Annotated in this window: 19 protein-coding genes; 14 read left to right on the forward strand and 5 right to left on the reverse strand. The window is 62.3% G+C overall.

Annotated elements, in window-relative coordinates; translation table 11 throughout:
• Positions 1–58 precede the first annotated feature (58 nt).
• Genes NO932_RS07910 through recO form a run of 6 tightly spaced genes read left to right on the forward strand, consistent with a single transcriptional unit; the run spans position 59 to position 5,888 of the window.
• Positions 59–2,347: a bifunctional (p)ppGpp synthetase/guanosine-3',5'-bis(diphosphate) 3'-pyrophosphohydrolase gene (locus tag NO932_RS07910; protein WP_309210632.1), complete on the forward strand. Its 2,289-nt coding sequence runs from the start codon at positions 59–61 to the stop codon at positions 2,345–2,347.
• Entirely contained in the window at positions 2,344–2,763 is a 420-nt protein-coding gene (gene acpS, locus NO932_RS07915; protein ID WP_309161575.1) for a holo-ACP synthase, read from the forward strand. Before NO932_RS07910 ends, acpS begins: the two co-directional genes overlap by 4 nt.
• Before the next feature lie 37 nt (positions 2,764–2,800).
• Positions 2,801–3,556: a signal peptidase I gene (lepB, locus tag NO932_RS07920; RefSeq protein ID WP_309211001.1), complete on the forward strand. Its 756-nt coding sequence runs from the start codon at positions 2,801–2,803 to the stop codon at positions 3,554–3,556.
• Positions 3,553–4,260: a ribonuclease III gene (rnc, locus tag NO932_RS07925; RefSeq protein WP_309161573.1), complete on the forward strand. Its 708-nt coding sequence runs from the start codon at positions 3,553–3,555 to the stop codon at positions 4,258–4,260. The genes lepB and rnc overlap by 4 nt, the downstream gene beginning before the upstream one ends.
• On the forward strand, positions 4,257–5,168 hold the full coding sequence (era, locus tag NO932_RS07930; protein WP_309210633.1) for a GTPase Era: 912 nt from the start codon (positions 4,257–4,259) through the stop codon (positions 5,166–5,168). Before rnc ends, era begins: the two co-directional genes overlap by 4 nt.
• Complete coding sequence (gene recO, locus NO932_RS07935) at positions 5,169–5,888, forward strand: DNA repair protein RecO (RefSeq protein ID WP_309210635.1); 720 nt, start codon at positions 5,169–5,171, stop codon at positions 5,886–5,888.
• A 3-nt stretch (positions 5,889–5,891) separates the two neighbouring features.
• On the opposite strand, the gene NO932_RS07940 is transcribed toward recO, so the two are convergent.
• A complete protein-coding gene (locus NO932_RS07940) occupies positions 5,892–6,299 on the reverse strand; it encodes a VOC family protein (protein ID WP_309210636.1) in 408 nt (135 codons plus the stop codon).
• A gap of 155 nt (positions 6,300–6,454) precedes the next feature.
• Between NO932_RS07940 and parC the strand changes: the two genes are divergently transcribed.
• Positions 6,455–8,698, forward strand: a complete 2,244-nt coding sequence (parC, locus tag NO932_RS07945) for a DNA topoisomerase IV subunit A (protein WP_309210637.1) — start codon at positions 6,455–6,457, stop codon at positions 8,696–8,698.
• Positions 8,699–10,012: 1,314 nt separating this feature from the next.
• On the opposite strand, the gene NO932_RS07950 is transcribed toward parC, so the two are convergent.
• The 4 genes from NO932_RS07950 to hemB all read right to left on the reverse strand — a co-directional run bounded on the left by NO932_RS07950 (position 10,013) and on the right by hemB (position 13,592).
• Positions 10,013–11,023: an endonuclease/exonuclease/phosphatase family protein gene (locus NO932_RS07950; protein ID WP_309210639.1), complete on the reverse strand. Its 1,011-nt coding sequence runs from the start codon at positions 11,021–11,023 to the stop codon at positions 10,013–10,015.
• Entirely contained in the window at positions 11,024–11,785 is a 762-nt protein-coding gene (locus NO932_RS07955) for an arginyltransferase (protein ID WP_309210640.1), read from the reverse strand. It abuts the gene before it with no gap.
• Between the two features lie 209 nt (positions 11,786–11,994).
• The gene (locus tag NO932_RS07960) at positions 11,995–12,519 is read right to left on the reverse strand and encodes an RDD family protein (RefSeq protein WP_309210641.1); all 525 of its coding nucleotides are present in this window, start codon (positions 12,517–12,519) and stop codon (positions 11,995–11,997) included.
• Between the two features lie 65 nt (positions 12,520–12,584).
• Positions 12,585–13,592 (reverse strand): porphobilinogen synthase, encoded by a 1,008-nt coding sequence (gene hemB / locus NO932_RS07965; protein ID WP_309210642.1) that lies wholly within the window; start codon positions 13,590–13,592, stop codon positions 12,585–12,587.
• 113 nt (positions 13,593–13,705) lie between these two features.
• On the opposite strand from hemB, the gene NO932_RS07970 reads away from it, so the two are divergent.
• From NO932_RS07970 to ribD, 7 genes are all read left to right on the forward strand, one after another.
• Complete coding sequence (locus NO932_RS07970; protein ID WP_309210643.1) at positions 13,706–14,095, forward strand: hypothetical protein; 390 nt, start codon at positions 13,706–13,708, stop codon at positions 14,093–14,095.
• A gap of 286 nt (positions 14,096–14,381) precedes the next feature.
• On the forward strand, positions 14,382–14,885 hold the full coding sequence (gene ldtR, locus NO932_RS07975) for a transcriptional regulator LdtR (RefSeq protein ID WP_309161561.1): 504 nt from the start codon (positions 14,382–14,384) through the stop codon (positions 14,883–14,885).
• Between the two features lie 226 nt (positions 14,886–15,111).
• Positions 15,112–16,389 carry a L,D-transpeptidase family protein gene (locus NO932_RS07980; protein WP_309210644.1) on the forward strand — a complete coding sequence of 426 codons (1,278 nt, stop codon included), beginning with the start codon at positions 15,112–15,114 and terminating at the stop codon, positions 16,387–16,389.
• Positions 16,390–16,399: 10 nt separating this feature from the next.
• The gene (locus NO932_RS07985; RefSeq protein WP_309161559.1) at positions 16,400–16,591 is read left to right on the forward strand and encodes a DUF6898 family protein; all 192 of its coding nucleotides are present in this window, start codon (positions 16,400–16,402) and stop codon (positions 16,589–16,591) included.
• 135 nt (positions 16,592–16,726) lie between these two features.
• Entirely contained in the window at positions 16,727–18,025 is a 1,299-nt protein-coding gene (gene glyA / locus NO932_RS07990) for a serine hydroxymethyltransferase (RefSeq protein ID WP_309161558.1), read from the forward strand.
• 4 nt (positions 18,026–18,029) lie between these two features.
• Positions 18,030–18,509 carry a transcriptional regulator NrdR gene (gene nrdR, locus NO932_RS07995; RefSeq protein ID WP_309210645.1) on the forward strand — a complete coding sequence of 160 codons (480 nt, stop codon included), beginning with the start codon at positions 18,030–18,032 and terminating at the stop codon, positions 18,507–18,509.
• A complete protein-coding gene (gene ribD / locus NO932_RS08000) occupies positions 18,506–19,597 on the forward strand; it encodes a bifunctional diaminohydroxyphosphoribosylaminopyrimidine deaminase/5-amino-6-(5-phosphoribosylamino)uracil reductase RibD (protein ID WP_309210646.1) in 1,092 nt (363 codons plus the stop codon). Before nrdR ends, ribD begins: the two co-directional genes overlap by 4 nt.
• The last annotated feature ends 5 nt before the right edge of the window (positions 19,598–19,602 follow it).

Here is a 19,602-nt window from a genome sequence, read left to right on the forward strand (position 1 = left end):
GGCTCACGGTCGGGCGCCTTTCTAGTTTGCGGTTCCTTTTTTCGGAGTATTCGGACGCATGATGCGTCAGTACGAGCTTGTCGAACGCGTGTTGGCCTACAATCCCCACGCCGACGAAAATCTGCTCAACAAGGCCTATGTCTATGGCATGCAAAAGCATGGCAGCCAGACACGCGCCTCGGGAGATCCGTACTTCGCCCATCCGCTCGAAGTGGCCGCAATCCTGACCGACCTCAAGCTCGACGACGCGACTATCGCCGTCGCATTGCTCCATGATACCATCGAGGATACCGACGCCACCCGCGCCGAAATCGATGAGATGTTCGGCACCGAGATCGGCCAGATCGTCGACGGGCTGACAAAGATCGAGCGGCTCAATCTCGTTTCCAGGGAAGAGGCGCAAGCCGAGAACCTACGCAAGCTGCTGCTGGCCATATCGCAGGATGTGCGTGTGTTGCTGGTCAAGCTGGCCGACCGGCTGCACAACATGCGCACGCTCGAATTCATGCCGGTGCACAAGCGCGCCCGCATCGCCCAGGAAACCATGGATATCTATGCGCCGCTTGCCGGCCGCATGGGCATGCAGGACATGCGCAACGAGCTTGAGGATCTCTCGTTCAAGACGCTTCACCCCGAGCACTACAACGCCATCACCAGCCGTCTGGCGCAGATGGAAACATCGAGCCGGGAGATCATCGCCGAAATCCGGGCCGAACTGGAAGACCATCTGAGCGAGCAGGGGATCAAGGCCAAGGTGTCGGCCCGGCTCAAATCGGCATGGTCGATCTACTCCAAGATCGAGCGCAAGGCGATCGCTCTGGAACAGCTTTCCGACATGATCGGCTTTCGCGTGATCGTCGATACCATCGATCAGTGTTACCGGACCCTGGGCGTGATCCACACGAGCTGGAAGGTCGTGCCCGGCCGGTTCAAGGACTACATCTCCGTCCCCAAGGCCAACGATTATCGCTCGATCCACACCACGATCGTGGGGCCGGGACGGCAGCGGGTGGAGCTGCAGATCCGCACCATGGAAATGCACGCCATCGCCGAATTCGGCATCGCGGCGCACCAGCTCTACAAGGAAGCGCTCTCGGGCGACATGCACAAGCTCGAGGAAGAAAGCCAGGCCTATACCTGGCTGCGTTCGACGATCGCCCGCCTCACCGAGGGTGATAACCCCGAAGAGTTCGTCGAGCACACCAAGCTCGAACTCTTCCAGGACCAGGTGTTCTGTTTTACCCCGCGCGGTCGGTTGATTGCGCTGCCCAGGGGAGCAACGCCGATCGATTTCGCCTATGCCGTCCATACCGATGTCGGCGACACCTGCGTAGGCTGCAAGATCAACGGCACGGTCATGCCGCTCATCACCCAGCTCCATTCGGGGGACGAAGTGGAAATCCTGCGTGATCCCAATCACACCCCACCACCCAATTGGGAAAATATCGCGGTAACCGGCAAGGCGCGTTCCGCGATCCGCCGTGCTGTGCGAGCGGGTGCGTTCCAGCGGGCAATCTCCCTGGGCGAGCAGGTGCTGATGGCGGTGATCGAACGCGAAGGTCTCGACCTCAACGAGGACGAGATCGTGGCGCTTGCGGCCCGCTTCAATATCGGAGACCGCAATTCGATGCTGGCCGCGATCGGGGAGGGGCGGATTACCGCCGACGATCTGGCCGAGGAAACGACCGCTCTGAAGGGCAAACGCCGCCGCAAGGGGCGCCTGACGCTGCCGGTCGCCAATGACGCCGAGGGATGGTTCTCGCTGCGCAATGCGCAATACTTCAAGTTCCGCATGCCGGGCGGGCAACACAGCTCGATCAAGAAGTTCGCGGCGCTGGTGGGATTTGATTTCAACATGCCGGTCGATATTTCGCGTGAAGGCGTGGTGCCGGGGGATCGCATCATCGGCATCTTCCACCAGAGCGGCCGCATGGAGGTGTATCCCATGGATTCCGAAGCGCTGGCTGATTTCCATGACAAGGATGTGGGCTGGATCGACGTCCGCTGGGACCTCAAGGGCAAGCCCGAGCAAACCTTCAAGGCGATCGTTTCGATGTATTCGCAGAATCGTCCGGGCTCTCTCGCCCAGATCACCGGCGCCATCGCAGCGTGCGACGCCAACATCTCCAACCTTGTGATGCGGGCCCTAGCTGCGGATTCGCACGAGTTGATCTTCGAACTCGATGTGCGCGACCTGACGCAGTTGACCGACGTTCTGGCCACCCTCAAGCGCACGCCGGGCCTATCGAGGGTCCAACGCGCCAGTCTTGCCCAGGCCAATGCGATCTCGGGCATAGAGGGAGCGCTTGAACCCAAGGCGCAGGAGAGCGAGGATGAGCCGGCATGATCATCGGATTGGGCAATGACATTTGCGAGATCGCGCATGTGGAGCGCACGCTTGCGCGCTTCGGCGAGCGGTTCACGCATCGGTGTTTCACCGAAATCGAACGGGCGAAATCGGACAGGCGCCGTCTGCGCGCAGCTTCTTACGCCAAGCGGTTTGCCGCCAAGGAGGCTTGTGCCAAAGCCTTGGGCACTGGACTTTCCAACGGTGTCTTCTGGCGCGACATGGGCGTGGTTAACCTGCCCAGCGGCAAGCCGACCATGCATCTGACTGGCGGAGCGGCTCGGCGCCTTGCACGCCTTGTGCCTGCTGGACATACGGCCCATATTCACGTCAGCATCACAGACGATAACGGCATGGCACAGGCCTTCGTCATCATCGAGGCCCTGCCGGTTGACCCGGCCGGACCGGTCCCGTAACACGAGCCCCGAGATCTTTCGCACCATGAGTACCCCTATGTCGGACGCCGCCAAGAAGAAGACCGGCAAGGGTGAATTGCGCGAAACCATCGTCATCATCGTTCAAGCGCTGCTGATCGCCCTGGTTTTCCGCACATTCGCCTTTGAGCCGTTCTCCATTCCGACTGCCTCGATGCAGTCCAACCTGCTGATTGGCGACTATATTCTGGCGTCCAAATACACCTATGGTTATTCGCGCTATTCGCTGCCTTATTCAGAGGTGCCCTGGAATGGTCGCATCCTGGGCAATGCGCCCAATCGTGGCGATATCGCCGTTTTCCGGCCGGTGCCCCAGAGCGACAACTACGTCAAGCGCGTGATCGGCCTGCCGGGTGATCAGATCCAGATGATCGAGGGAATCCTGCACATCAACGGCGAGGCCGTGCCGCGCGAGCAGGTGGGCACCACCACCGACCGCGACAGCACCGGGGTCGATCTGCCCGTTACCATCTATCGCGAAACGCTGCCCAACGGGGTGAGCTACACGGTTCAGGAAATTTCCGACAACACCCAGTTCGACAACACCGGGGTCTATACGGTTCCGCCGGGGCATTATTTCATGATGGGCGACAATCGCGACCGCTCGCTCGACAGCCGCTCGCTGTCCTCGGTCGGCTTCGTGCCGTTCGAGAATTTCGTGGGCAAGGCCGAGTGGCGGTTCTTCTCGATCAACGACAACATCCCGCCCTGGCAGATCTGGCGCTGGCCGGGCAACGTCCGTCTCGACCGGATGTTCACCTCGGTCTACGAATGAGTTTGCGGGCGCGCGATCGGGAAACACTGGAAGCCAGGCTGGGTTATGTCTTTGCCGACCCCGCCTTGCTCCAGCGCGCCCTGACCCATTCGAGCGCTGTATCGCCTTCCAAACGGACAGCGGAATCATATCAACGCTTCGAGTTTCTGGGCGATCGGGTGCTGGGGCTGGTGGTTGCCGACATGCTCAGCAAACGGCTGCCCAAGGCCAATGAGGGCGAGCTTTCGCGCACCCTCAACAGCCTCGTGCGCAAGGAAACCTGCGCCAAGGTCGCCCGCCGGCTGGGCATGGGCTCGTTCGTCAAGCTTGGCGAGAGCGAAGCGCGGACTGGGGGCGCCGACAAGGACGCGATCCTGGGTGATGTTTGCGAGGCGGTGATCGGGGCAATTTACGCCGATGGCGGGCTGGAGCCGGCCTATACCTTTGTTTCGCGCATGTTCGGGGATAATCTCGACGTCGCGCAGGCCCGCAGGGCGGACGCGAAAACCGCGCTGCAGGAATGGGCGCAAGCCAAGGGGCTCGAACCTCCAACCTATCTGGAAACCGCGCGGTCGGGCCCCGATCATGCGCCTGTTTTCACCATTTCGGTGGTCGTCCGCGGGCATGAGCCGATCACGGCCGAAGGCACGTCGAAGAAACTGGCCGAACACCAGGCGGCCGAAAGATTTCTGCTCCGCGAGGGCGTATGGAAGAGCCAGGCATGAGCGAGAACGAGACATTGGCCAGCAAATGCGGTTTCGTGGCGCTCGTCGGCGCTCCGAATGCCGGTAAATCGACGCTTCTGAACTCGCTGGTCGGAACCAAGGTGTCGATCGTCACCCACAAGGCGCAGACGACGCGGGCGCAGGTGCGCGGCGTTGTCTCGACCGATGAGACGCAGCTCGTCTTCATCGACACGCCGGGCATCTTTTCCCCCAAGCGCAGGCTTGACCGCGCCATGGTGCAGTCGGCCTGGACCGGAGCGGGGGACGCCGACATGGTGGCGCTGATCGTCGATGCCCAGAAAGGGCTGAACGGCGAAGTCGAGGCGCTGCTGGCCGGACTGGAAAATATCCGCCAGCCCAAGGTTCTGGTGCTCAACAAGATCGACAAGGTCAAGCGCGACACGCTTTTGGCACTGTCCCAAACGATCAACGAAAAAGCGCGGTTCGAGACCACCTTCATGATCTCGGCGCTCAATGGTGACGGCGTTGCCGATTTCATCGCATGGTGCAGGGAAAAGGCGCCGCTGGGCGAATGGCACTTCCCCGAGGAGCATTTGACCGACCTGACCCTGGCGCTGACTGCGGCCGAGGTGACGCGGGAGAAGCTTTTCCTGCGCATCCACGATGAGATTCCCTATCAGGCCACCGTCGAGACGGAGAGCTTCAAGGTCCAGAAGGACGGCAGCTACCGGATCGAGCAGGTGGTCTATGTCACCCGCGACAGCCATAAGATGATCGTGCTCGGTGCCAAGGGACAAACGATCAAGACGATTGGGGCCGAGGCGCGCAAGGAGCTGATCGAGATGTTCGAGACCGACGTGCATCTGTTCCTGTTCGTGAAGGTGAGAGCCAACTGGGCCGACGATCCCGAGCGCTACCGCGAGATGGGTCTCGACTGGACGAAATAGATGGAATGGTCTGCTGAAGGCCTGATCATCGGAGTGAGGCGGCACGGGGAGTCGGCGCTTATCCTCGAAGCCATGGTGCCCCAGCGCGGCCGCTGCCTGGGGCTGGTGCGGGGCGGGCGGTCGCCCAAGCAGGCGGCGTTTCTGCAGCCGGGGAATTCGGCGCAGTTGACATGGCGTGCAAGGCTTGAGGACCATCTGGGGACGTTTACGGCCGAAGCCACGCGCGTGCGGGCTGCCCAGATGCTGGCCGATCGCCAGCGGCTCTATCTCGTGCAATTGCTGGCCGACCATTTGCGGCTTTTGCCCGAGCGCGATCCGCATGACGAGCTGCTGCGCGAGGTCGTGGCGCTGATCGACGGCGAGTGGGAAGGGCGGTGGCTGGGGGCGGAACTGGCCCGTTTCGAGATGTTCCTCTTGGAAGAGTTGGGGTTCGGGCTCGATCTGGAAACCTGCGCGGTGACCGGGGTGCATGAAAATCTCACCCATGTTTCGCCCCGGACGGGCCGGGCGGTATGCCGCGAAGCCGCCGAGCCCTATGGCGACAGGCTGCTCCGACTCCCCGGTTTTCTAATGGGCAATGCGCCGCTCGATGATGGCGATGTCGCCGCCGCATTCCGGCTGACCGGTCATTTCCTCGATCGGCACGTCTGGGCGGCCCGACAGATCGAGCCGCCCTCGACGCGGGAATGGTTGATTGAGCAACTGACCCGGAGCGCGTGAGCGTTACCAATCGACCTTGGACATATCCATGTGGGCCAGCTCGAAGGTGTGCCCGTCGGGATCTTCGACGGCGCGCTGGTACATGAAGCCCAAATCCTGCGGTTCGCGCACGTCGAGCTTGCCGCCCGCCGCGCCGGCAGCCTCGGCGGTCTTGTCCACGTCCTCGCGGCTGTCGCACGAAAGCGCGAGCAGCACGCCGACCGCATCCTTGGGTTCGGCGACGGGCCGGCTGGTGAACGTGGCGAAATAGTCGCGTTTCAGGAGCATGAAGGTAATGGCATCTGACCACACCATGGATGTGGCATTCTCGTCGCTGAACTGGGCGTTCTTCTCACAACCGAGGGCTTCGTAGAATTTGGCCGAGGCGGCCAGGTCGGTGACGGGAAGGTTGATGAAAATCATCTTGGGCATTGATCTCTCCTTGAGGCCGTTTTCGGCATTGCGCTTCTAGGACGATAGTGCTTCAGCTTGGCCGACACGGGGACAAGATTTTTTCTTCCCAGCGCCGATCGGATCGCTCCGGCGCTATAATCTGCAATTGATTCGCCAACACGCAAGGATGGCTTATGGCCGACATCATGGAACCGCCCGGTGGGGATGAGCGCATCGTCGATCTGAGGAGTGCGCTAGAGGAGCGCTATCTTTCCTATGCGATCTCGACGATCACCCAGCGCGCTCTGCCCGATGCACGTGATGGCCTCAAGCCCGTGCACCGGCGCATCCTGCACGCCATGCGGCTTTTGAAGCTCGATCCGGGGCAGGGGTACAAGAAATCGGCGCGTATCGTCGGTGACGTGATCGGTAAGTACCACCCCCATGGCGACCAGTCGGTCTATGACGCGCTGGTGCGTCTGGCGCAGGATTTCGCCGTGCGATATCCGCTGGTGGACGGGCAGGGCAATTTCGGTTCGATCGACGGCGATAGCGCAGCGGCCATGCGCTATACCGAAAGCCGGATGACCGAGGTGGCCTCGCGGCTGCTCGAGGCGATCACCGAGAACGCCGTCGATTTCCGGCCGAACTACGACGGCGAGGATGAAGAGCCTGTCGTCCTGCCCTCCAATTTCCCCAACCTGCTCGCCAATGGTTCGAGTGGCATCGCCGTGGGGATGGCTACTTCGATCCCGCCCCATAACGTCGCCGAACTGTGCGACGCGTGCCTGCACCTGTTGGCCAATCCCGACGCGACGGCAAAGGACCTGATCCGCTTCGTCCCCGGGCCGGATTTCCCGACCGGCGGCATCCTGGTGGATGATCCCGCGGCGACCGAGCAGGCCTATACCACCGGGCGCGGCGGCTTCCGTATTCGTGCCAAGTGGGAGGTGGAAGACAACGGACGCGGCACCTACAACATCGTCATCTCCGAAATTCCCTATGGCGTGCAGAAATCGCGGCTGGTCGAAAAGATCGCCGAACTGCTGCTGGCGCGCCGGCTGCCGCTGTTGAAGGACGTGCGCGACGAAAGCGCCGAGGATATCCGGCTGGTGCTCGAGCCACGGGCGCGGACCGTCGATCCGGTGCTGCTCATGGAATCGATGTTCAAGCTGACCGAGCTGGAAAGCCGGTTCTCGCTGAACATGAACGTGCTCGACAAGGGCGTTACCCCTCGGGTGATGAACCTTGCCGAAGCGCTCAAGGCTTGGCTCAACCACCGCAAGGATGTGCTGATCCGCCGCTCGCAGCATCGGCTCGAACAGATCGAACATCGTCTCGAGGTGCTGGGCGGCTACCTTGTCGCCTATCTCAACCTCGACGAGGTGATCCGGATCATCCGGGAGGAGGATGATGCCAAGGCGGTGATGATGGCGCGCTGGGACCTCACGGAGGTTCAGGCCGATGCGATCCTCAACATGCGGCTGCGCAGCTTGCGCAAGCTCGAAGAGATCGAGATCCGCACCGAGTTCGACAAGCTCACCGAGGAAAAAGGGCATCTCGAAGGGCTGCTGGCTTCGGAAAAGAAGCAATGGGGCGTGATCACCACGGAAGTGAGCGAACTCAAGAAGGCGTATGGGCCTGATACCGAGCTCGGCCGGCGCCGGACGCAGTTCGCCGCCGCGCCGCAGACCGATCTCGCCGACATCGAAACCGCGATGATCGAGCGTGAGCCGATCACGGTGATCCTGTCGCAGAAGGGATGGATCCGGGCGCTCAAGGGCCACAACAACGACGTCGCGAGCCAGAGCTTCAAGACCGATGACCGGCTGAAACTGGCGCTTACCTGCGAGACGACCGACAAGCTGCTGGTGCTGACCACGGGCGGCAAGGTCTATACGCTGGGCGCCGATAAGCTACCCGGCGGGCGCGGGCATGGCGAACCGGTGCGCATCATGGTCGATATCGAAGAGGGAGCCGATATCGTCCACCTCTTCGTCTATAAGCCCGGCGCAAAGCGGCTGATCGCCTCGGACGTCGGCAACGGGTTCGTGGTTGGCGAGGACGACATGATCGCCAACACCCGCAAGGGCAAGCAGGTGCTCAACGTTTCCACCGGCCAGGAAGCCAAGCTGTGCGTCCCGGCCGAGGGCGACATGGTCGCGGTGATCGGGCAGAACCGCAAACTTCTGGTGTTCCCTGCCGATCAGTTGCCGGAGATGAGCCGAGGCAAGGGCGTGCGGCTGCAAAAGTACAAGGACGGCGGGATTTCCGATGCCAAGCTGTTCCGGGCGGCGGATGGGCTGACCTGGACGGACTCGTCTGGGCGGACCTTTTCGAAGTCGATGGACGAATTGCGCGATTGGGTTGGAGACCGTGCGCAAGCGGGCCGGCAACCGCCGACGGGCTTCCCGCGCAACAACAAGTTCGTGGGGTAAGCTGCCGGCAGGGCATGCCAAACCGCCCTCCGGCGGCGCCTTCGGGTCATCGCGATTTCAATAGACGGCATGGGGCGATGAACGCCTCGTGCTGTATTTGTTAGTATGAAGCGATCATCGCCCCATGCGTCCGGGATTTTGGCTTATGGCGGCTTCTCGGGCTGGGGGTTGTTGAGAGTGTTTAGTGGGTCGGTTGGTCGAACCGAAAAAGTGGGGACCACTTTTTCTGCCAACCTCCCGGCCGTCCCCTCGCTGCCCCTCCGGGTTTCCCCGGTGCGACGTGGGAGTGATTGGATTGGTGGTCCGCTCACACCTTTTATCCACATCCGGCCATCTGTCCGCTTTGGGCCTTCCCCACGGCGACCCGTGAGGAACCCGAACCGATCCCGCCCAAACGTTCGTAGCGCTTGCGTCCATATGCGCGGGATCGTGAGAGAGAGTATGGGGGAAACCGGGAGGGCGGGGATAAGTTTTTGCGCCGGTGTTTGTGGAAGCTCAGCGCCCCCTCATCCCCTGCCATTCGAGCGTAGCTCTCATGGCCTTCTCACCTCCAATCGTGCCACCGGCACGATTGGCCAAAGGACGGCTCGAAGTCTCCCACCAGGGGAGAAGGGGGCTCTTGGGGGAGCGCTGGGGATAACAAGCACGGTGTTGTGTTTTCCCTCTTACCCTCTCCCTCAAGGGGAGGAGGGCTCTTGGGAAGCGCTGCGCTTGGGCTCAGGCGCTGAGTGTACTGGATCCCGGCTCAAGGCCGGGATGACGGTTGGGGGGGTGGTGTGATGGTGGGGATAAGCAGTTGGGCTGCTGAAAACCTCGGTTGTGGAGCGGGGTGAGGGGGCGGAGACGGGGCAGCGTCCTGCCTCACCCCCACCGTGTCACCCCGGGCTTGACCCGGGGCAAGGTATGCGCGCCGTTTTCGGCTCTTGCCATGACGCAAGCTCAGCGCCCCCCTCATCCCGGCCCTTCTCCCACCAGGGGAGAAGGGGGCTCTTGGGGAAGCGCTACGGCTGAGGCTCAGGCGCTGTGATCGCGTTGTCCCTCTTACCCTTCTCCCCTGGTGGGAGAAGGTGGCCGCGAAGCGGTCGGATGAGGGGGGCTCGGCATATCAGCGGCCACCGGCGGTGATTGTTGATGCTCAGCGCACCCCTCATCCGCCCCTCCGGGGCACCTTCTCCCTCAAGGGGAGAAGGGGGCTCTTGGGGGAGCGCTGCGGCTGGGGCTCAGGCGCTGAGTGTACTGGATCCCGCTCAAGGCCGGGATGACGGTTGGGGGGTGTGATGGTGGGGATAAGCAGTTGGGCTGCCGCCGCGACGCTTATTCGCCTACGGAGAATTCCACGATGATGGGCAGATGGTCGCTGCCACTTGGCTGGCCGGTGCGCAGATTGTGGATGGCGATCTCGCCGCGCGTCATCACATGATCGATGGGGAGGAAGGGCAGGGTGGGGCGCCAGTCGCGGAGATAGTACCAGAGCGTGGGGAAGGTGGGGACGTTGAAGGTGTGGCGCGTCAGGCCGGCCGATGAGACGAAGCCGCGCAAGGTGTAGGACCAGGGAGTGGAGTTGAAATCGCCAACGAGGATCAGGGGTGGCTCCACGGTTGAAAGGGCGTCCCGCAGCATGGCGAATTGTTCGGCCTGGCGCGTCACGGGGGCCGGCCAGTCATTATGGGTGGTGGCGAGCGAAAAGGCAGGTCCTGCCTGGGTCTCGACACGGACGATAATCCGTGCCGTTCGATCCTGGCTCATGATCGAGGACGAGCAGGCATCCTCGTTGAGCGGTTCAAAGGGGAGTTTCGAATATAGCCCCACAAAGGCGCGCTGGCCGCCGGTGCAGTATTGGAAGTGCGGGTACAGTTCGGTCAGGAGCGGATGGACGACGCTGCGTACGCCCGGGCTGTATTCCTGCAACGCGACAAAATCCGGATCCTCGCTGGCGATGTTGTCGACGATCGATTGCGGTTCCTCGTTACGGCCGAAGACGTTGAAGGTCATCAGTCGGTACGTGGACGCCGCCTCGGTGTCCGCGCTGCGAGACATGAAGCCCGCGACGAATTCGGGAACATAGATTGCACTCGACGCGGCCAGCCCGGTGGCCGCGATACTGAGCGCCAGGGCCCGCAGGGTGCGAAAGCGGACGAACAGCGGAGCCGCCAGCACAAGCGCCGCCAGCCCGAAGAACAAAACCGGCTGGATATGGTTGAAGAGGTCCATGGCCGGGTAGATGAACCCCAGCGCGGCCACGATCGCCATGGCCGCCAGAAGGCAGCATGCGAGCAGATAGCCTGCGGCGACCAGCGCGGCCAGTATCGTTCCGATGGCCCTCACCTAGTCCGCGTCCGTATCCGCGCAATCGGGGTCAAGGGGGAGCCAGCCGCGCGAGCCGCGCTGCACCTCGAGTGGCTGGAAGGCCACCTTGTAGGCCATTTTCGGCGAGTTCTTGACCCAATAGCCGAGGTAGAGATAGCCCCCGGCCGTGCGGGCGCGGGCGATGTGATCGAGGATCATCATGGTCCCGAGCCCACGGCGGCTCATTTGCGGGTCAAAGAAGCTGTAGACCATAGAAAGCCCGTCGGGCAGCGGATCGGTGAGTGCGACGGCGACGAGCTGGCCCGCGGCGCCATCGGGCCCGTCCTCGGTCAGCCGGTACTCGACGAGGACGGAGTGGACCGGGGTGTCCTCGACCATGAACTCATAGTCGAGATAGCTCATCTGCGTCATGCCGCCGCCATCGTGCCGGGCCTCGAGATAACGCTTGAACAATCCGTACTGCTCGGAGGTGACGATGGGCGCGACGACCTCGGCGGCGATATCGGCATTGCGCTTGAGGTTGCGCCTGTGGCGGGTGGCGGGCTGGAAATCTTTCGCCCGGATGCGGACCGACTGGCAGGCATCGCAATCAAGGCAGGCCGGGCGGTAAATGAGGTTCTGCGAGCGGCGGAAGCCGTGATCGGACAAAAGGTGGTGCAGCGCCGAGGCGCGACGGCCCGACAGGTGCGTAAACAGCTTACGCTCCTGTTTGCCGTCCAGATAAGGACAAGGCGAAGGCGCTGTAAGGAAGAACTGTGCGCTTTCCGGCGTCTGGTCCATAAACGATGCTCGCTCGGGCCCGGTTTGGGGTTGGGCCAAGTGTAATCGCACCGTCCATCAGGCGCAACGCGGCATGTGCGATGGTTAGAGCGTGTCCAGCAAAAGCATGTCCCGGAGTGACCGGGGATGGAAACGGTTTTGCGGTTCGGACACGCGACGAAACAAAGGGTTAGAGCCGAGGATTTGATGCAATCAAATCCTGAACGGCTCTAAGCCGGTTCGCCCGAATGTGCATAGGCACGCCAATGGCGGACCATGGGCGAGCGGCGCACCATCAGCGTGCCCGCGACCATGTCATGCAGGAGCTGGCGGCGGTTGGTGAACAGGCCGATGAGCACGATGAACGGGGTGAGGATCGTTGTCGAAATCCAGAACAGAACGACATGGATCATCGCCATCCAGCCGTCGAGCCGGACCTCGCGCGTGGGGGTGAGAACGATATCCATGGCCCGCATGCCCAAGGTCGCGCGCGAGGACGAGCCCAGTGTGGCCGCGTAATAGGCAATGAAAGTCACCGGGATGATGATGGGAATGGACAGCCAGGCGAGCCCGAAGGTGAAAATGCCGAGCACGCCGGCAACCAGCGTGACGAGGGTCACCAGGATGCCCATGATCACGCAGTCGATCAGGAAGGCGAAGACCCGGCGGGTCAGGATGCCTTCGAACAATTCGGGCGAATTGGCCGGGTTCGGGAGATCGTCACGCACGATGCGGCCAAGAAAATCGGTTGCCATGGTCCATGCTCCTCAAGCTTGCTTTCCATGTTGGTGCGCAAGCGCCGATTACAAGGGCATGCGCGTCAGGCGTTGAGCTTTCTAGCCATATCCAGGGCGAAATAGGTGAGGATGCCCGAGCAGCCGGCACGCTTGAAGGCCAGAAGGCTTTCGGCCATGGCCGCGTCTCGGTCGAGAGCACCCGCCTGGGCGGCGATCGAGATCATCGAATATTCGCCCGAGATCTGGTAGGCGAACAGCGGCACGTCGAAGCGATCCTTGAGCATGCGGCAGATGTCGAGATAGAGCATGCCGGGCTTGACCATGATCCAGTCGGCGCCTTCGGCCAGATCCTGCTCGACCTCGCGGATGGCGTCCTCGGCATTGGCCGGGTCCATCTGGTAGGTGAGCTTGGAGCCCTTGAGGCGGGCGCCCGAGCCGACCGCCTCGCGGAAGGGGCCGTAAAAGGCCGAGGCGTATTTGGCGGCGTAGGAGAGGACTATGGTTTTTTCCATGCCCTCATCGTCGAGCGCCTGGCGGATGGCGGCGATGCGGCCGTCCATCATGTCGGACGGCGCGATGACGTCGGCGCCCGAACGGGCCTGGACGAGGGCCTGCTGGACCAGGATGGCGACGGTTTCGTCGTTGAGGATTTCCTCGCCCGCCATCACCCCGTCATGGCCGTGGCTGGTGTAGGGGTCGAGCGCCACGTCGGCGACCAGCCCGATCTCGGGAACGGCATCCTTGATGGCCGAAAGCGCGCGGCAGACGAGGTTGTCGCGATTGGTGGCTTCGTGGCCATCCTCGGTGCGCTTGGAGGGGTCGGTGTTGGGAAATAACGCCAGGGCAGGAATGCCCTCGGCATGGGCATCTTTGGCGGCTTGGACGGCCAGATCGATCGAGAGGCGTTCGACGCCCGGCATGGAGGCGACGGGCTGGCGCTCGTTCTGACCCTCGACGACAAACAGCGGCCAGATGAAATCGTGGGGCGTGAGCGTGGTTTCGCGAACCAGATCGCGGCTCCAGCCGGCCATGCGCGGCCGGCGCAGCCGGCGTCCACCCAGAAACTCCATGTCGTGCTTTTGCCAGGCCATCGTCTTCGTCCTTATTAATGGGCCCGTGTCCATTAGCAGGGGCAGGCGAGGATGCAAAGCTTGTCCGGTCCGGGCAAATCGCGTTAGCAATCGGCAGACGGGGGATTCTTCAGATGGATTTCAGAACCGAACCCGCCGGGTTCCTTGCGCGCATATTGGCACTGGTCAGCCTGTTCATGGGGCTGGGCGATGCCACGCGGCTGCTCGGTCTGGGCGCGGGAGCGACCAGCCCGATCGTTGCCATGGGGCTTATCGGGTTCCTGCTGCTCGCCGGATTGAGCCTGATGCGGCTGTTTGCGGCAGTGGGGTTGTGGATACATGCGCCCTGGGGGGCAGTCGTTCTGGCCGGATCGCTCGTCGTCGAGGTCGTGCTTTACCTCGCCGGCAGCGCATGGGTTAGTCTCAGTTTGTGGGGCTTTATCTTCAAACTTGCTGTCATGCTGGCAACTTTTGCGCTGCTGGTCTTTGCCCGACGGGCCGCCCACCGGCAGATCGTCGACTGACCTCGGCGGGTCGTGCAGGCCCCTTTTAGGAGCGGGCGCGAGGACGTTCGCCGCCGGTTAGCAAGGCCGGCAATCCGGCGGGGTTTGCTGTCCTCGAGATAGCGCAAGAACCGGTAAAGGTTAGCGTTTTCAATACGGGCGTAAGAAACTGAAAACCAAAAAAGCCCAAGTTTTCCCGTAAGATACCGTTAAGCGTGTCTCTTAAACCGATCTTATGCCGAGCCCGTGTAGGTTGCCCTCACAGACGCGAAAAATCGCGCTAAAAAATACAGTGAGGCAGAACCAAATGGCTAACAATCTTTCCGCTGCAAAGGCAGACGCTCCCCGGCAGAGTCTCAAGCCGCTCTATCTCGAAGCGGTCTCGCGCGTCGAGCGTCTGCATCGCCGGCTCCTCGACCTCGTCAAGGACGAGTTCGACCGCATGGGCTGGGACGACATCAACCCCGTCCAGGCGCTGCTCATGTTCAACATCGGCGACAGCGAATTGACGGCCGGCGAGCTGCGGACCCGCGGCTACTATCTGGGCTCGAACGTCTCGTACAATCTCAAGAAGCTGGTCGAGACCGGCTATATCTTCCAGGAGCGTTCCAAGACCGATCGCCGCTCGGTGCGCATCCGGCTGACGCCCAAGGGGGAAGAAGTGGCCGAGGTGATCGACGAACTCTACGAACGCCACCTCAATTCGATCGAGAAGGTCGGCGGGCTCGGCGAATCGGATTTCTCGGGGCTCAACACGGCGCTCTCGCGTCTCGAACGTTTCTGGGTCGACCAGATCCTTTACAAGCTCTGAGCCCAATCTTTGTGGTATCGACGCCACACTGAAAAATCAAACGCCGGCCGGAAGGCCGGCGTTTCTTATTTGCGCCGCAAACTCTTTTTAGCGAGCATTTGTCGATATATGACGCTCCCGAAAATTCCAACGGCGGTCAAAGTCCGGTGAGGGCGTTGTGATCCTGGCCCGAATTGGGGCAAAAGACCGATCGTCTCTACCGTTTCTCGATAGGTGAACTAAAGGCATGCGCGACACTAAAGGAAAACTCAACCGGCGTTCGGTCGTAACCGGCATGACGGCCCTGGCGGCCTCGGCAGCGTTCCCGATGCCGGCACTCTCCCAGTCGCTCTTCGGCAATCTGCTGGGCAATGGCCGCAAGACGGTGACCCAGGAAGAGCTGGAGATGAATTCCCGCCAGGCGATGGACGCCATCGGCGGGTTCGATCCGATCGTTTCGGTGGATACCGAATTCAACCTGCAGCGCGTCGCCGAATACTACGAACGCCTGACCGCGATCGGCGGCTGGCCCGACGTGCCGGAATCGATCTTCCGGCTGGGGCTGGGCTCGGACCGCAAGCCGGTCCGCGATCTGCGCACCTATCTCGCGCACACCGGTGACCTTCCGCAGGATACCCCGCTGATCGAAGAGTTCGACGCCCAGCTCGATGGCGCCGTCCGTGGCTTCCAGGCTCGTCACGGCCTGCAGATCAACGGCATGATCGACGAATATACCTATTGGGCCATGAAGGTGCCGACCGCGACGCGCCTCAACCAGATCAAGCTCAATATGGAGCGCGTTCGCGGGCTCGAGGGGCGCCTCGAGGATCGCTACGTCAACGTCAACATTCCCGCCGCCGCGATCGAAGCGATCGAAGGCGGGCAGGTGGGGCGCCGTCACACGGCGGTGGTCGGCAAGATCGATCGCCAGACCCCGATCCTGCGCAGCCGCATTCACCAGATCAATTTCAATCCCTATTGGACGGTGCCGGTTTCCATTATCCGCCGCGACATCATCCAGCTCGTGCGGGACAATCCGAACTACCTCAACGAATATTCGATCCGCATCTTCGACGGCAGCGGCAACGAAGTGCCTCAGAGCGCCATCGACTGGAACACCGAAGAGGCCGTGAACTATACGTTCCGGCAGGATCCGGGCGCCCAGAATTCCATGGGGCACGTCAAGATCAACTTCCACAACCCCCACGCGGTCTATCTCCACGACACGCCGCAGCAGGGTCTGTTCTCGGAAAACGCCCGCTTCCACTCCTCGGGCTGCGTGCGCGTCGCCAACGTTGCCGAATTCGTTGCCTGGGTTCTTCGCGATTCCGGCTACGATATCATCGACGTCAACTCGCGCTTCGCCTCCGGCGAGCGGGTCGACGCCAATGTCAGCAACCCGGTGCCGATTTTCATGACCTATTTCACGGCCTGGGCGAACCGCAATGGCGTGGTCAGCTTCCGTGACGACGTTTATGAGTTCGACGCGCAGGGCAAGGTCGATTTCCCCGAGATCAGCGCCTAGTCCGGTGGCAATGACAAACCAGCAGCCCGGCGGGGAAGTTCTGTTCGAGTTTCACCAGGCCGGGCCGCAGGTTCGCGTGGCGGCGATCGATGTTGCGACCGGCATAGAGGTGGTCGTGATCGCCCCCGCCAGCGCCACCCAGATGCAGATGAAGAACCTCGCGCTCGCCAAGCTTCGGCGGCGGATCGAAGCCCAGGGGTAAGGCGCAGGGCAGGGCCACTCTGCGGCCACTTGTCAGCACTGTCCGATCTTCGCTTGGAATCGCAAGCTTTGCCATGCTATGCGGAGCGCGCTTGCTTGCCATTCATCCTTTCTGCAACAGGTCGAGGGTCCGCCGATGAGCGCCACCGGGACAGCACCGCTTTTCCCTGATTTCTTCTCCCGCACGATTGCCGATCACGATCCGATCGTTGCCAAGGCGATTGCCGACGAGCTCGGTCGCCAGCAGCATGAGATCGAGCTGATTGCTTCGGAGAACATCGTTTCCAAAGCAGTGCTCGAAGCCCAGGGCTCGGTGCTCACCAACAAATACGCCGAAGGTTATCCCGGCCGGCGCTATTACGGCGGTTGCCAGTATGTGGACGTGGTCGAGCAGCTTGCCATCGACCGCGCCAAGGAACTGTTCGGCTGCGGTTTCGCCAATGTGCAGCCCAATTCCGGTTCGCAGGCCAACCAAGGCGTCTATCAGGCGCTGCTGCAGCCGGGCGACACCATCCTCGGCATGAGCCTCGACGCCGGCGGTCACCTGACCCACGGTGCCAAGCCCAATCAGTCGGGCAAATGGTTCAACGCCATCCAGTACGGCGTGCGCCAGCAGGACGGCCGGGTCGACATGGACCAGGTGCGCCAGCTTGCCAAGGAACATCAGCCCAAGATGATCGTGGCCGGGTTCTCGGCTTATTCGCGGATTCTTGACTGGGCCGAATTCCGCAAGATCGCCGACGAGGTCGGGGCCTATCTCTTCGTGGATATGGCGCATGTGGCCGGATTGGTCGCAGCGGGCGTTTACCCGAGCCCGTTCCCGCACGCTCACGTAGCAACGACCACCACGCACAAGACGCTGCGCGGACCGCGCGGCGGGTTGATTTTGACCAATGACGAGGACATCGCCAAAAAGGTCAATTCGGCCATTTTCCCTGGCATCCAGGGCGGTCCGCTGATGCACGTGATCGCCGGCAAGGCCGTGGCGTTCGGCGAGGCACTGACGCCCGAGTTCAAGCAATATGCCAAGCAAGTCGTCGAAAACGCTCAGGTTCTTGCCGAAACCTTGGTGAAGGGCGGGCTGGAGATCGCGACCGGCGGCACCGACAATCATCTGATGCTTGTCGACCTGCGGCCCAAGAAGGTGACCGGCAAGGCCACCGAAGCCGCGCTCGAACGCGCCAACATCACCTGCAACAAGAACGCCGTGCCGTTCGATCCCGAAAAGCCGGCGATCACCTCGGGCATCCGCGTGGGAACGCCGGCGGCGACCTCGCGCGGGTTCGGCACCGAGGAGTTCCGCCAGGTGGGCGCGTTCATGGTCGAGGTGATCGACGGGCTGGCCGCCAATGGCGAGGACAACAACGGGGCTGTCGAGGCGCAGGTGAAGGAAAAGGTTCTCGAACTGACCGCCCGCTTCCCGATTTACGGATAAGCCCATGCGCTGCCCCTATTGCGGGAACGACGATACGCAGGTCAAGGATTCCCGGCCCACCGAGGATTCCAACGCCATCCGCCGCCGCCGTGTCTGCAACGGCTGCGGCGGTCGGTTCACGACCTTCGAGCGGGTGCAGCTCCGTGACCTTACCGTGGTCAAGAAATCGGGCCGCAAGGTGCCGTTCGACCGCGAGAAACTCTCGCGGTCGGTCTATACGGCGCTGAGGAAACGTCAGGTCGACCCCGAAACGGTCGAGCGGATGATTTCGGGCGTCGTACGCCAGCTCGAAAGCCTGGGCGATGTCGAGGTGACGTCCGATCAGATCGGCGAATACGTCATGGAAGGGCTCAAGGGGCTCGATGACGTGGCGTTCGTCCGTTTTGCCTCGGTGTACAAGAACTTCGCCAGTGCCGACGACTTCCAGTCCTTCCTCACCGACATGGGATCGGACGAGCCCAACCTTCCCGAGGACAGGGGGTGAGCGACCTCGCGCCAGCCGATTTGCGCTGGCTCGAGGCGGCTGCGCGCATCGCCATGCCGTATCGCGGCACGACTGCGGAAAATCCAACCGTGGGTGCCCTCGTCATTTCCGACGGAGGGATCGTGCTGGGACGCGGCGTGACGGCTACCGGCGGGCGGCCGCATGCCGAACCGCGAGCGCTGGCGATGGCGGGCGAGCGGGCAAGAGGAGCAACGCTCTACGTCACGCTCGAGCCCTGCAACCACTGGGGTCGAACGCCGCCTTGCGTTGATGCGGTGATCGCCTCGGGCGTGGCGCGGGTGGTGTGCGGAGCCACCGATCCCGATCCGCGCACCGCCGCACAAGGCATCGAAAAGCTGAAGGCAGCCGGCATTTCCGTGGACGTCGGAAGCGGCCTGTCGTTCATCGAGCGGTTGCATGAGGGATTCTTCTCGCGCATTCGACGCGGACGCCCCTTCATCACCGCGAAACTGGCGGTTTCCCGGGACGGCATGATCGGGCGGCGGGGCGAGGGCAATGTCGCGATCACCGGTGAGGAGGCGCGGCGATGGACGCATATGCAGCGGGCGCTGCACGATGCGGTGATGGTCGGGGCAGGGACGGCGCGGCTGGATAACCCCAGGCTTAACGTTCGGTTGGCTGGCCTCAACGATCGCAGGCCGCTGCGGGTGGTCATGGCGGGGCGAAAACTGCCGGAAAGCTTGACTCTCTTTGCGACGGATACGGGCCAAGAGACTGTTTTCATGGCCGAAAGAGGGAAAGTTGAATCAATCTTCGAACGTGCGGATGTGGTCTGGGTCGGCGGGAGGGATGGCTATCCCGATGCCGGGCTGGCCTTAAGTGCGCTCGCGGATCGGGGTGTAGGGCGCGTGCTCGTCGAGGGTGGGGCAGGGCTTAATGATGCGCTCCTCGATGCCGGGCTGATCGACCGTTTCCACCTGCTTTCAGGGGAAACAACTATTGGCGCCCAAGGTCTGCCCGCCAGTGTTCACTCATCATTGCCGGAACGTTTGGCGCAACTGGGCTTCGGCGTGGTTGAAAGTCGGAGGCTGGGGTGCGATATGCTCACGACCTTCGAAAAGATCTGAGCACA

Origin of the sequence: Pelagibacterium sp. 26DY04 (assembly GCF_031202305.1) — a bacterium.
In the GTDB taxonomy this organism is placed as follows: Bacteria; Pseudomonadota; Alphaproteobacteria; order Rhizobiales; family Devosiaceae; genus Pelagibacterium.